Consider the following 12,712-nt stretch of genomic DNA (forward strand, 5'->3'; position numbering starts at 1 on the left):
GGAAACAAGCCATCGTTCGGAATGTAGTCGACCGGGTCGACCTGCATGAAGGCCGAGTGGTGATCAAAATCGATAACAGGAGTTTACTCAATGCCATTAGTGCGGAGGGGTCGATCCAACCGTCAAGTAGCGATCTAATTATTGAACGCGAGGCCATAAGGTTGCGTCGCGGTAAGGCGCTCAGGCTGATCATACCCGCCACCTCGGCAGGTGAAGGCGTGTCTTTACGCGATGACAAGCTCGTCGCGCTCATCGCCGAATCTAGAGCAATCATGGCTCAAATTGTTAAAAACCCTGATAAATCAGTGCCGACCCTTGCAGCCGAACAAGGTCGCTGCCGTGTTCGAATGATGAAGGTTGCAAAGCTTGTTTGCCTAGACCCCTTTATCGTTACTGCAATTGTGGAAGGGCGACAGCCTCTAAAGCTAACCCCAAGCAGACTTCTTGCCGCCGATTTACCGCTGGCATGGGCGGATCAGAGGCAGCTCCTCGGGTTCGGCTAATACCTGCGATATGTTAGAAGAAGTCTGTTTTTGGGGCCCGTGAGACGGGCCCTATTTTTTGGCTAAACGGTCTCACAACAGAGACAAGTTTGGCTTCTGCACGAATTTAGGAACCGGCAAGGCCCGCAAAACTCCGCCGTTCATAGCACCCGACGACAGAAGTCTCTGGAAAGGTGTGATTTTGTGGACTGCGTGGCGCGCCCTACAGGAGTCGAACCTGTGGCCTCAAGATTAGAAGTCTCGCGCTCTATCCAGCTGAGCTAAGGGCGCGCGCTGAGAGGCGCAATAACGGCTTTGCCTGCGAACGCAAAGCTGCTTATGTCATTTTATGCAAGATGCTCCCGTTGTAACCGAAAGCGCAAGTGCCGTCACCGGACGACAGTTCCGCTATTATGATTTCGTCATGGCCGCATTTGTGGCCATTTTGCTGCTGTCCAACATCATTGGCGCGGCAAAACCGGCCGCGGTGACCATAAGCGGGGAGCAATGGATATTCGGGGCAGGGATATTGTTTTTCCCGCTTGGCTACGTCATCGGCGACGTCCTGACTGAGGTGTATGGCTATGCCCGCGCACGGCGCGTCATCTGGGCCGGCTTTGCTGCTCTGTTGTTTATGGCGTTCATGAGCTGGGTTGTCGTTGCTTTGCCACCAGCCCCGGGCTGGGAGGGCCAAGCCGCGTATGAAAGCGTATTCGGACAAGTATGGCGGATCGTGATCGCGTCCATCACCGCTTTTTGGGCGGGCGAGTTTGTGAACAGCTATGTCATGGCGCGCATGAAGATATGGACAGGCGGTAAGCATCTGTGGTCGCGCACCATTGGGTCGACTGTCGTGGGGCAGGGCGTCGATAGCATCATGTTTTACCCACTCGCCTTTTGGGGCCTATGGAGCCAAGAGCAGGTGATTAGCGTTATGATCACCAACTGGCTGCTGAAAGTGGGCTGGGAAGTGGTGCTGACGCCCGTAACATATGTCGTTGTGGGCTGGTTAAAACGTAAAGAAGGCGTTGATATTTTCGACGAGGGCACGAATTTTTCGCCCTTCAAAACCAAAGTTTAGGACGTCATGCAGGATTATGTGCAGCAGCTATCCGAATATTGGATCGGCTATAAAATACGCCTGATTGATGCGGTTGGACTGACCAACGATGCGATGCACATCCATGGTTCATTGTTCATATTATTTGGCTCAGCAATAATCCTGCGCCGCAGGCCCGACAGTATTTGGTGCTGGTTGATCGTCCTCGTCGCCGAATTGTTCAACGAATATGCCGATCTGCAGGGTCAAGCGCCGGGCGAGGCGACAATCGATGCCGCGATGCACGATCTTTACAATACCATGTTTTGGCCGACGATAATCTTACTTTTGGGTCGGTTTATGTTTCCGCGGGCCAAAAAATCTGACGCAACACCCGATTTATTAGGCGATTTCGCGGATCAGCCCCTCAAATAATCTGCGGCCGTCTGATCCACCCTGCATGGCCTCAATCATCCGTTCGGGATGCGGCATCATGCCGAGGACGTTGCCTGCGTCATTTAACACACCGGCAATGTTGCGTGCTGAACCGTTGACGGGTTCGGCATAGCGAAACGCAACGCGGCCTTCGCCTTCCAAGCGATCAAGCGTCGCATCATCGGCAAAGAAATTGCCGTCATGATGGGCCACTGGAATGTGAATTTTTTCACCGGCTGAATAGCCGCTGGTGAACATGGATTGACTGTTTTCGACGGTCAGACCAACCGTGCGGCACACGAAACGGATGCCCGCGTTGCGCATCAGTGCACCGGGAAGCAGGCCTGCTTCGGTCAAGATCTGGAAACCATTGCAGACGCCAAGGACAGGGACACCGCGACCGGCAGCGGCAATGACCGCCTGCATCACAGGCGAACGCGCCGCCATTGCGCCAGAACGCAGATAATCGCCGTAAGAAAAGCCGCCCGGAATTGCGATCAGGTCTAGTCCGGATGGCAATGCGCTTTCGCGGTGCCACACAAGGCTTGTGTCTGCGCCGGTGATGTCACGAATGGCAACCGCCATGTCACGGTCGCAATTCGATCCGGGAAATTGAATGACGGCAGCGCGCATCATGCTTGCTCGATTTCGAAATTCTCAATGACCATATTGGCCAACAATTTCGTGCACATGGATTCCAGATCAGCCTTGGACAGACCAGGCTCATGTTCGATCTCAATCAGGCGGCCCGCCCGCACATCATGAACGCCCGAAAACCCAAGGCCTTCGATCGCGTGATGAATGGCTTTCCCTTGCGGATCGAGCACGCCGTTCTTCAGAGTGACAAAAATACGGGTTTTCATGTGCGCCCTATCTGCTTGGTTGTTCGCCTTTCCTATAGAAGGCGCGCCGCGCGATTCAAGGGTAAGCTCGCGCCCAACAGGATTTTAAGCGCGTTCCGTAGGGCGCTTTTACGGATTGGAGGGCGCCATGATGGGTTTGGCAATCGCCGCGTCTGGTAACGCGCGGAATGTGAACTGTGCGGGTTTGCCGAGATACTGCTTGGCCAGTGCCCATAAATCCTGTGCCGTAATCGAATTGAACGTTTTTTCGTTCTGCCGGAACCGGTTCAGCCTGTCGGGATTGGTTTGCGCTTGTGCTGCAACCCCCAACCATGTCGGGTTGCGCTTTTTCCAATCGGAATAGCTTTCGAGCACAGGTTTGCGTGCGCGTTCAAACAGGTCGCTGTCAACGGGTGCTTTCACGATTTCGGCCATGACCAGATCAACCGTACTTTCGATGGCGGCGAGGTCCTTGGGGTCGCTTGATGTCGAAATCGAAAATGCACCACGGTCGCGATAGACATTCGACATCTCTGATCCTGCCTGCACACCATATGTCGCGCCCAGCTTTTCCCGCAATTCGTCGGTAAGGCGCAGGGTTACGACACGCGCCAAAAGATCCATCGACTGTGTTAGCTTTTGATCGCGGTCACCCGTGGTGGGCCAAACCCGGCGCCATCCCAGCTGATTGGCTTCACCCTTGTGCGGGATATCGAAATTCCCGCTGGCCGTGCTCCAGCGTGCGTCCTGAGCTGTCATATCTGCAGTGCCCGTTCGGGTGGGCATGGCGCCAAAAGTGCGGGCAACAGCGGCAATTGTGGCGGTTTCATCGAGATCGCCGACGATGGCGATTTCCATTCTGTTCTGGATCAGCGCATCACCCAACGCAGATTTCAGCTGCGAAAAATCGGCCGCTTGGACCTTTTCAAGCGGTGCCAGCGCAAAGCGGGGGTCATTGTCCGTCATGATTCGCGCCATGGCGATGCTCAATGCCGAACCCGGAGTTGCGTCCAGCCGCGCGAAGATTTCTGGCAATGGGCGGCGGAACAAGCGGAGGGCACTGTCGGCATAGCCCGGATATTTCGTGTACGCGGCCATCACCTGCAACTGGCGTTCCAAGTCCACAGGTGCGACGGCACCAGTGCCGCCGAAATAGTCTTCAGCTACCCCGAATGCGGGTGTGACGGTTGTCCCGGCAAGCAAGGAGCGCAGGTCTTCAAAATCATGTGCGCAAGACCACCGGAAACATACGCCCCGGACATCAGCCAAGCCAATACCGCCTCGTCCTTCGCAAAATGCAATTGTCCGCCATCGATCCGCAGGGAATAGCGCACGCGATTGTCCTCAAAATCGGTTTTTTTGAGGTTCAGCAAAACGCCATTGGCAAAGCGGATTGTGCGAATGCCGAGGTCGGGGATGATTGTATCTGCAACGACGGTGCCGGCGGGGCCAAAGTCCGTATAGGCAAATGCTGATGCCTGGCGCGCGACGGGTGCAGCCACCGCAGCGGCGCGGCTTGCGGCATAGGCGGTCAAGATATCATCGGAAGACGTCCCTGACGTCTGCTTCGTCGACAGAAATATTTGCGGGGTCGTCATTTGGCCAAACCATTTTGCGAATTCCGCGTTGACGGCAGCTTTCGTCATGAACGGACGCAATTGGCGCCATATCAGCAACCGGTAGGCGTCTGAATTATAGACGTTATCGTCAAGTCCGACCAATGCGTTGGCGATCGAAGCGCTTTGCTCTGTGCCCTCTGCCTTGGCGTTGTTTTCATAAGAGGTGTCGAGGCGCTTTATCTGCTCGGCAACTTCGGTGTCGTCAAAACCATATTGCAGGGCTTGCCGGACAGCCTGTTCTGTAAATGGCAGCAATGCCCGCCAACTGCCGTCTTTGCCGCCTGCGCTAAAGCCGACGGCGGCATAATTGTCGCAGATTCCTAAGGTAAAGTTTATACCACCGCCTAGAAAAGGAATGTCCTCTGAACGCGACCGGCGGCTTATCCGCTGGGAAATTATCTCAGATGCAATTTGCATCTTAAGTTCAATCATCGCCCGTTCGACGGTGTCGGGCCGGAATTTGTCTTTGAAAAACTGTTGAACGACAATGGCTTCATTGATTTCAGGATGGGTAAAACTTGCGGCAGACACGCCACGTGTCGTGTCGAGTTCGCACCGGTCAAGGTTACCCAAGGGTGGTGCTGTGACCTGCCAATCGGCGAATTTGTTCGCCAATTCGCGCTCAATCGCAACGGGATCCACTGGCCCAACCACGATGATCTTGATCCGGTCTGGCCGGTAATATGTGCGATACAGCGCCTTCAACCGGTCCGCGGGTGCGGTTTCGAGGATTTCGGCTAGGCCAATCGGGTAGCGTGTCGAAAAATAGGTGTTGGGATAATAGAGATTGTTGGCAGCCCGCCAACTTTGAAACGCGAAATTTTCGCGCTCGCGCCGCTCCGCCAATACGACCCCACGTTCACGATCAACCGCTGCGGGGTTAAACGAGATATTCCCGGCGGTCTCGCGCATGAGGAACAAAGCGCGCTCAATCAGGCGTGGGTCGGCTTTCGGCAAATCGAGCTTATATTCGGTCCGTGTGTACCCCGTTGACGCGTTCGTATCGGCGCCAAAGGAGAGGCCAAGCCGCTCAAGCATTTTGACCATCTCGCCCTCGGGCACGTTGGTGCTGCCGTTAAAGGCCATATGTTCAATGAAATGCGCAAGACCCTGCTCGTCCTCCGCCTCTGCCGCTGACCCGAAGTCGATAGTCATGCGCACAAGCACCTGATTCTGGGGGCGCTGGTTCGGGCGAATGGCGTAGCGCAGACCATTGGGCAGCCGCCCGTAAATGATGCTGCGATCTGGCTCTAGATTAGAAGTCTCGGCATTCCAGGGTGCGGTGCGTTCCGTGCCCTCGACTTTAGTTCTCTCTTGCGGCGCAGCGGACAAAGCGGGTGCGCCTACAACACAGGCAGCCGCCGCCAATACAACTAAAAGTCTCTTGTTCATCGATCGACTGTGTCCAGAGAAAGCCACCGATAGCAAGATGCAAAGATGTAAATTCTTGTGTTACTTGCCTTTACGCAGCCTATGGCTAACCATATCGAGCACAGCGCCTTCGCTTTCATCCGGCATCAGGCCCAGACGGCGCGCGACTTCCTGATAGGCTTCGGCTTCACCACCCAAGTCACGGCGGAAGCGATCCTTATCAAGCTTTTCGCCGGTTTCGATGTCCCAAAGGCGGCACCCATCCGGGCTGATTTCGTCCGCCAAAATGATGCGCGAAAAATCGCCGTCAAACAGTCGGCCAAACTCCAGTTTAAAGTCCACCAATCGAATGCCAATCGCTGCGAACATGCCGCACATGAAGTCGTTGATGCGGATCGCCATTGAAGAAATGTCCTGCATTTCCTCCTGCGTGGCCCAACCGAAGCATGCAATATGCTCTTCGGCTACAAGCGGATCGCCAAGGCTGTCGTCTTTGTAGCAATATTCCAGCAATGTGTGGGGCAGGGGTGTGCCTTCTTCGATACCAAGCCGTTTGGACAAAGTGCCCGCAGCGACATTGCGCACAATCACTTCGATCGGCACGATTTCAACTTGCCTGATGAGCTGTTCACGCATGTTCAGGCGGCGGATGAAGTGGGTGGGAATGCCAATATGGCTCAGGCGCGTAAAAACATGTTCAGAGACGCGATTGTTAATGACGCCCTTGCCGGAAATCGTACCCTTTTTCTGGGCGTTAAAGGCGGTTGCGTCATCCTTGAAATATTGGATCAGCGTGCCAGGTTCAGGGCCTTCATAAAGAATCTTGGCCTTGCCTTCGTATATTTTGCGGCGGCGGGTCATATGCGGTCCCTGACTTTGCTTAAAATGACGTGCCCCGGCGGTGCCGGTCGTGAAATGACCAAACGCTGCCGGGGCATTTTGATCGCTATAATCCATTGCATGCGGCGGCGCAATTCGAGATAGGCCCCTTAACGGACAGGAAAGGACAGATTTTTGCCCATCGATCTGGATTTGCTGCTTCAGGCCTACGCCAATGGCATATTTCCGATGTCCGACGCCCGCGATGACCCCGATACCTTTTGGATTGAACTGGAATATCGTGCAATTTTGCCATTGGACGGGTTTCGGCTGTCCAAATCATTGGCGAAAACGATCCGGCAGGGGCGGTTTACAGTCACGGCGGATACAGCCTTTGCCCAAATCATCGCAACATGCGCCGAGTCGCAGGACGATCGGCGCGAGACGTGGATAAACCCTGATATTGAGGAGTCCTTTTGCCAACTGCATGCACAAGGCCGCGCGCACAGTGTGGAATGTTGGGTCGACGGCCGATTGGTAGGCGGCCTTTACGGGCTCGCCATGGGCCGCGCATTTTTTGGCGAAAGCATGTTTTCGCGGGAGACCGATGCGTCAAAAGTGGCACTGGCATGGCTTGTCGCGCGTCTTAAAATAGGTGGCTTCGAACTGCTGGATTGTCAGTTCATGACGGACCATCTGGCCAGCCTTGGTGCCATTGAAATCACCCAAGGCAAGTATCTGAAATTACTCGAATCGGCGTTGAAGACGACCGGTCAGCCCTCGTCGGGCTTAGCGTCTTCATTGGACGGAGCAGCAGGTTCGGCAGGCGCAGTCTGGGGTGCACTGGACGATGCGTTATCGGCAGGTGCTGTCGCTTCTTCCGATGACTTTTCTTCGACCGGCGTTTCTTCGCCAGGGAAGCTCATCCTGCAGCTTTTGACCCAGACATCGTAGACGGGATGTTCGACAACATTTGCAGCCGGGTTTTCTTTGAAGAGCCAGCCTGAAAACACACTGCGCCATTTTTCAGCGTCGGTTGTACCCGGCGGGCGTTCATGCACCAGCAGCTGAACAAAGGCACCTTCATCGGGGTAATTTTCCCACGGCGCTGTTTTCTCGCAGGCACGCAATCTTACAACAACTTTGCCAAAGCGAATGGCTTCGCCGGGCTTGAGTTCAATGTCGCGCGTTTGTCCGTTGCGTTTGTTCAACAGGCCCAAAACGGCAACACGTTCGGCCATTGGTGTGCCAAGTGCATTGTCGGACCCAGCAACAATCCGGTCTGCGGTCGCTTGGGCTTTGCCGGATTTTTCCGGAGCCAGCTTTTCTTCGTCAGTGGGTCCGCACGCCACGAGCGTTGCCAGCAACGGCAGCAGCATAAGGCTGTGCCGGCGAATCATGATGCGTCGGGACTCCACGCCTCATAATCTCCAGTGGCGCGAGCACGATGGCCGCCACGCTGTATCGATCCTGCTGGCCGATAGGCACGGTCCGTGCCCGTCAAATTGGCCTCAGGCAGTGTTTCATAGCCGCGGACTGGAGGCAAATAGCTTTCCGGATCGCCATCATGGGTACCATGCAACCATCCGTGCCAGTCGGGCGCAACGCGGCTTGCATCGTTCGCGCCATTGTAGATGACCCAGCGACGCTTACCGTCGGACGACTGGTAATATTTATTTCCCTCGGCATCGCTGCCCACAGCTTTGCCCTTACGCCAGCTGTAGATCGTTGTGCCGATGGTGGCACCGTCCCACCAAGTGAAGATTTTACCGAGAATACCCATGGACCCGCGATTAGGAGCAAGCACGTTGCGGTGCAATCCCTATTTGCCTTACTTTGCGGTCCATTTAACGGTGTCACCCGCTGAAATACCCAACTCGGCGGATAACCCGCCGCGCAGTTCCAATACCGCTCCAACGGGTTCACCCGAATCAACCGTCATTGTGGAATACGGAATTGCGTTTTCGGCGATGCTCTCAATCGTTCCGTCTGTCCGGACAAAGATGATGTCGAGCGGGATCACCGTGTTCTTCATCCAAAAGCTTGCCATGCGCGGTTCAGGAAAAGGAAAGATCATGCCCGCATTGTCCGCAAGCTCGGTCCGGAACATCAATCCCTTGGCCTGCTCCATCGACGTCTGCGCAAGTTCGACCGTGAACGCCCGCGTTTTTGCGCCACTGGTGACGCACAATGTCACTTGTTCAAGCCCGGCGGCAGACCGACCTGCGCCCGTTCCGGGTTTGCACCCTGCGGTCTGGTTTCCGCCATTGGCAGGCATTGTGCACGCGGCAAGCGAAAGGGCGGTAGCGTAAAGGCCCATTTTGCCAAGCTTACGTAAATTCATTTAGGCGATCCTTTTTCGATTCTGGCACAGTTAATAGCGGCACTGCCGGCCTGTTTCACAAAACAACTTCCGTTTCCACCTACATTGATCGATCCGGTTCCGCGATTGAAGATATTGGCCGCTTCGTCGACATGCACGCGGGATTCCCCATTACCGATATGTTCGAGCCGCACATTGCGCATGGGGATATTGGCCGCATCAAAATACCCGGTGCCATTCAATGTGACGCGCCCGTCACGTACCTTTCCGGCTTTTATATCGATCCGCCCGTTTCCGTCGATGTCAGCCGAAAATTGGTCGGTGAGTAGCCGTTCCACCGCAATGGAACCGTTACCAGCCACCAGCATGCGGGCGGCGTCTTGTTGCTTTACCTCGGAAATTTGCAAGCTTCCATTGCCGCTGACCGTCATGTCTTTAATAGCTTGGGTCGATAGCATGACCTCAATCGGCTGCGTCATCGGGACGCCCTGTTCGTTGTTCAAAGCACCCTGAAGACGCACACGTAATGTCAGGCCGACACGTTCCAGCTTCAGGGCGTCGAGCACCCTTTTGTCGCCTTTGGCTTTGGCAGATGGCGCTTTGCCCGTTTGCACCTGTACTTTGATGTCGCCGATGACTTGAATATTTTCAAAGCTGGCGACGAGGATTTTGCGTTCGTCGGCCAGCGCGGGCCTTTCTGCAAAAAATCCGACGGACAGCGAGATGGCAACAATTAATGTGCCAACGTTGCCTCGCCCCATTCCACCCAGCCAAGCCATTTTGGTGTCCTTTTCATATAATGTCCCTGCGGCGCATCACACACAAAGCCAGCATCAGATATGGCCCCAGTTACGGGTCGGGTCAAATGGCATCCGCCGGCAATATGTTTCCAAACAGGCTCAATCCGATTTTGCCATATTGCCGCAGCAGGGTCTGGCGCTTTGCCATGCTCCAAAAATATCAGCCGTCCGCCGGGGCGCAGGACGCGCCGGACCTCCGAAAGCGCGGCGGTTGGATCCTGAACCGAACATAATGTGAAGGTGGTGACGACAGTATCAAAGCTGCTGCTTTCAAACGGAAGCGCCTCTGCAATGCCGTTTGCGAAATTTGCGCTTCGGCCTGACCGCAAGAGCGCGTCTTGCGCCCGGCCAAGCAATTCCGGCGAGGGATCAACACCCGATAGGGATCGCACCTGCGACCAGTCGTAAAACTGCAGATTGGTTCCGCCGCCGCAGCCCAGTTCCAGAATGTCCCCCGATGCGCGCGGAACAACTCTCGCGCGATCACGCATCACCGCAGGCTGGGTGCAGGCACAGCCAATCAGGCGGGGGACGACGTGCCGGTCCCACCAACCGTTCATGCGTTGGCGCCTGAAGGTTTAACATCCCCGGCAGCGTCCGAAACGGAATATCCACACGCGGCGCGGGCTATCGCGGTAAATGGCAGGAACAGCGTGATTTTACGCATGGGTCAATCTCCTTGTGTATCGTGGTTATGATGCACTTCGGGAATGTAACTCAAGAGCAAATTGCAAGCTGTCCTTCGAACCTATTTCACCCAAGATCTTCGGGATTTTTTCTTTGAAGGGGAAAAAGCCCTTGGTCGCATGTGGCCAGAATTTCTCGTCCCAGCTTCGGCGGGTTTGGACGAGCTTTATGCCTTCTTGTTCCAGACGCGGAGCGCATTTGGCGAAAAGGTCAGCAACCGGACCCACCGGCGCGTAAGCGGTGATAATCTGTTCGGCGCCTGCTTGCTTTGCCTGTGTGATTAAGGTTTCGATATCGAGTGTATCGTGAATATCCGTGGGACATTGAAACGCAGTGCGGACCCGTTCTGCTGCGTCACGTGACGCGCTTGCGACGAAACCCCGTGCATTGTCGCCCCATAAGGTGGTGGGGTCAGCGGCGACAAATGCCGCCTTGAATGGCGCCGAAGGAGCAAAGAGCGACTCTGGGTGCAGGTCGTCCGGTGTTACCAACAACAATGCCGGCTTTTGCCTGTCCCATTGCACTGCGAACGGAATGGGACGGGGATTTGCGACGGTCAGATCAGGTGGGATTATTGCCGTCGTCGCCAGCCCTTTTGGTGCAAATCGCCCATTGGTGTAGCGCGCGATATTGTCCGTTGTCGCGAGATAGGTTTTGCCAGCGGTTTGCAAGCCAGCGACCCAACGCCATGACAACGTGTTGCTCGCTGCGTCGGCGTCAACCAAGTGGCGCAGGAAAAAGTCGGCGCCCAACGCCCATGGCAGGCGCAGCGTGAAAATCCATATTGAGGCAAACCACATTCTCGCGTGATTGTGCAGATAGCCCGTTTCCACCAGCTCGCGTGCCCAATCGTCAAAGCCCTCAATGCCGGTCTGCCCAGCCTCAGCGTTGCGGATTGCGCGCGCATTGGGGAAACTATCGCGCTGCCGGTCGCGTTCTTCCTGAAACTGCGTCCACACGGACGGGCGCATTTCCAGCCAACCCTTCCAATAAGTGCGCCACAATATTTCCTGAATGAATTTTTCCGCTGCTGCCAGGCTGTGCTGCTCCAGAACCGCTTGGACGGCTTCATGCTCCGTAATTATTCGATAGCGAAGATAGGGCGAGAGCTTGGAGACAGCACTTGGCTGCTCTGGCCCCGGATCCGTGTTGCGGCCAAAGGCATAATTTTGCCCTGCGCCGGGTATGAACTGCGCAAGGCGCGCGAGTGCAGCGTTCCGCGAGGCGGGAAAAATATCCTTCACCACTGTCATGCCAGCAACTTTTGCAAATAAGGACGGATTTTCAGAAAGCGGACATAAAGCCGCTCGAATATGTCCAAAATAACGGGATTTTGCGCAAGCCAACCAAGGGGTTTAAGCAGTGGAATATGCCGCCACATCGCCGCAAATGCTGCAGCGCCCGATAACATCACCCCATTTTCACAGGCGTGAAGACGGTCAAGCATCAGCTGCCGGTCGAGCGGGCATATGGCCGTTTCTGGCGCAATATCTTGGAAGTCGATTTTTCGCTGCCAATCGAGACGCCGCATCAGCGCGATTTCACGAACACACAGCGGACAAGCGCCGTCATACCAGATGATGAGATTGAACATGCCTCTGTTTAGACGTGCCGCAAGGGGACGTCAGGCTGGGCATAATATGGTATAACAATGCCAAAAAAAGGGCGCCGTTGCCAGCGCCCTTCTGAATTTCCGGTAAGGAAACGGGTTATTCCGCTTTTTCGTAATATTGCGGTGCCGCTTCATTCAGAATAGCCAAAATTTTCTGGAGAGCCGCTTTTTCGTCGGTCTTTTCCATTGCCGCGAGTTCGCGGGCCAAACGGCTTGATGCCGCTTCAAAAATCTGACGCTCCGAATAGCTCTGCTCTGGCTGGTCATCGGGGCGGAACAAGTCGCGGGTCACTTCAGCGATCGAAACGAGGTCGCCCGAGTTGATCTTCGCTTCATATTCCTGGGCACGGCGCGACCACATGGTGCGCTTTACCTTGGGCTTGCCGGTGAGCGTATGCATTGCTTCCTTGAGCGTTTTGTCGCTCGACAGCTTGCGCATGCCAACGCCTTCGGCCTTGTTGAAAGGCACGCGAAGCGTCATTTTTTCTTTTTCAAAGCGCAGCACATAAAGTTGCAGCTGCATCCCTGCGATTTCGGAATCCTGAAGCTCGATTACGCGACCAACCCCGTGCTTGGGATACACCACATAATCGCCTACATCAAACATCGCCGCGTTGGACGTCATATTTCGACCTTTCTGATTATTCGGGAGAATAAGCTCGCTGACAACATCTTGTTGTCCA

The 12,712-nt window shown here is 55.2% G+C and carries 16 protein-coding genes, 1 tRNA gene and 1 pseudogene; 4 read left to right on the plus strand and 14 right to left on the minus strand.

What is annotated here, in order from left to right:
- On the plus strand, positions 1-503 hold a 503-nt coding region (locus ACIQ0G_RS06780; RefSeq protein ID WP_397577250.1), incomplete at its 5' end, for a hypothetical protein.
- Positions 504-696: 193 nt separating this feature from the next.
- Here the strand turns inward: ACIQ0G_RS06780 and ACIQ0G_RS06785 are convergent.
- Positions 697-773 (minus strand) — tRNA-Arg (locus ACIQ0G_RS06785).
- Between the two features lie 58 nt (positions 774-831).
- Between ACIQ0G_RS06785 and ACIQ0G_RS06790 the strand changes: the two genes are divergently transcribed.
- On the plus strand, positions 832-1,563 hold the full coding sequence (locus ACIQ0G_RS06790) for a queuosine precursor transporter (RefSeq protein ID WP_397577251.1): 732 nt from the start codon (positions 832-834) through the stop codon (positions 1,561-1,563).
- A gap of 6 nt (positions 1,564-1,569) precedes the next feature.
- On the plus strand, positions 1,570-1,956 hold the full coding sequence (locus ACIQ0G_RS06795; protein ID WP_397577252.1) for a hypothetical protein: 387 nt from the start codon (positions 1,570-1,572) through the stop codon (positions 1,954-1,956).
- On the opposite strand, the gene purQ is transcribed toward ACIQ0G_RS06795, so the two are convergent.
- The 5 genes from purQ to purC all read right to left on the minus strand — a co-directional run bounded on the left by purQ (position 1,924) and on the right by purC (position 6,649).
- Positions 1,924-2,589 carry a phosphoribosylformylglycinamidine synthase subunit PurQ gene (gene purQ, locus ACIQ0G_RS06800; protein ID WP_397577262.1) on the minus strand — a complete coding sequence of 222 codons (666 nt, stop codon included), beginning with the start codon at positions 2,587-2,589 and terminating at the stop codon, positions 1,924-1,926. The genes ACIQ0G_RS06795 and purQ overlap by 33 nt on opposite strands.
- A complete protein-coding gene (gene purS, locus ACIQ0G_RS06805; RefSeq protein ID WP_183941822.1) occupies positions 2,589-2,819 on the minus strand; it encodes a phosphoribosylformylglycinamidine synthase subunit PurS in 231 nt (76 codons plus the stop codon). Before purS ends, purQ begins: the two co-directional genes overlap by 1 nt.
- Before the next feature lie 108 nt (positions 2,820-2,927).
- Positions 2,928-4,001, minus strand: a complete 1,074-nt coding sequence (locus tag ACIQ0G_RS06810; protein WP_397577253.1) for a M16 family metallopeptidase — start codon at positions 3,999-4,001, stop codon at positions 2,928-2,930.
- On the minus strand, positions 3,962-5,809 hold the full coding sequence (locus ACIQ0G_RS06815) for a M16 family metallopeptidase (protein ID WP_397577254.1): 1,848 nt from the start codon (positions 5,807-5,809) through the stop codon (positions 3,962-3,964). Before ACIQ0G_RS06815 ends, ACIQ0G_RS06810 begins: the two co-directional genes overlap by 40 nt.
- A 60-nt stretch (positions 5,810-5,869) precedes the next feature.
- Positions 5,870-6,649: a phosphoribosylaminoimidazolesuccinocarboxamide synthase gene (gene purC, locus ACIQ0G_RS06820; protein ID WP_125230782.1), complete on the minus strand. Its 780-nt coding sequence runs from the start codon at positions 6,647-6,649 to the stop codon at positions 5,870-5,872.
- A gap of 153 nt (positions 6,650-6,802) precedes the next feature.
- On the opposite strand from purC, the gene aat reads away from it, so the two are divergent.
- On the plus strand, positions 6,803-7,561 hold the full coding sequence (gene aat / locus ACIQ0G_RS06825) for a leucyl/phenylalanyl-tRNA--protein transferase (protein WP_397577255.1): 759 nt from the start codon (positions 6,803-6,805) through the stop codon (positions 7,559-7,561).
- Positions 7,562-7,596: 35 nt separating this feature from the next.
- Here aat and ACIQ0G_RS06830 read toward each other — a convergent pair.
- The 8 genes and pseudogenes from ACIQ0G_RS06830 to ACIQ0G_RS06865 form a co-directional block, all read right to left on the minus strand.
- Positions 7,597-8,007 (minus strand): annotated as a pseudogene (locus ACIQ0G_RS06830) (DUF2155 domain-containing protein); the annotation flags it as partial.
- Positions 8,004-8,390 (minus strand): NADH:ubiquinone oxidoreductase subunit NDUFA12, encoded by a 387-nt coding sequence (locus ACIQ0G_RS06835; protein ID WP_397577256.1) that lies wholly within the window; start codon positions 8,388-8,390, stop codon positions 8,004-8,006. The gene ACIQ0G_RS06835 and the pseudogene ACIQ0G_RS06830, both read right to left, overlap by 4 nt.
- Positions 8,391-8,438: 48 nt before the next feature.
- On the minus strand, positions 8,439-8,951 hold the full coding sequence (locus ACIQ0G_RS06840; protein WP_397577257.1) for a DUF192 domain-containing protein: 513 nt from the start codon (positions 8,949-8,951) through the stop codon (positions 8,439-8,441).
- Positions 8,948-9,691, minus strand: coding sequence for a GIN domain-containing protein (locus ACIQ0G_RS06845; RefSeq protein ID WP_397577258.1), 744 nt, complete (start codon positions 9,689-9,691; stop codon positions 8,948-8,950). The genes ACIQ0G_RS06840 and ACIQ0G_RS06845 overlap by 4 nt, the downstream gene beginning before the upstream one ends.
- On the minus strand, positions 9,664-10,290 hold the full coding sequence (locus ACIQ0G_RS06850) for a class I SAM-dependent methyltransferase (RefSeq protein ID WP_397577259.1): 627 nt from the start codon (positions 10,288-10,290) through the stop codon (positions 9,664-9,666). The genes ACIQ0G_RS06845 and ACIQ0G_RS06850 overlap by 28 nt, the downstream gene beginning before the upstream one ends.
- A gap of 132 nt (positions 10,291-10,422) precedes the next feature.
- Positions 10,423-11,670 (minus strand): FAD-binding domain-containing protein, encoded by a 1,248-nt coding sequence (locus ACIQ0G_RS06855; protein WP_397577260.1) that lies wholly within the window; start codon positions 11,668-11,670, stop codon positions 10,423-10,425.
- Positions 11,667-12,011 carry a DUF393 domain-containing protein gene (locus tag ACIQ0G_RS06860; RefSeq protein ID WP_397577261.1) on the minus strand — a complete coding sequence of 115 codons (345 nt, stop codon included), beginning with the start codon at positions 12,009-12,011 and terminating at the stop codon, positions 11,667-11,669. The genes ACIQ0G_RS06855 and ACIQ0G_RS06860 overlap by 4 nt, the downstream gene beginning before the upstream one ends.
- A gap of 115 nt (positions 12,012-12,126) precedes the next feature.
- On the minus strand, positions 12,127-12,654 hold the full coding sequence (locus ACIQ0G_RS06865; protein ID WP_306062043.1) for a CarD family transcriptional regulator: 528 nt from the start codon (positions 12,652-12,654) through the stop codon (positions 12,127-12,129).
- Positions 12,655-12,712: the final 58 nt, after the last annotated feature.

It is taken from the genome of Sphingorhabdus sp. (assembly GCF_044354325.1).
Classification (GTDB): Bacteria; Pseudomonadota; Alphaproteobacteria; order Sphingomonadales; family Sphingomonadaceae; genus Sphingorhabdus_B.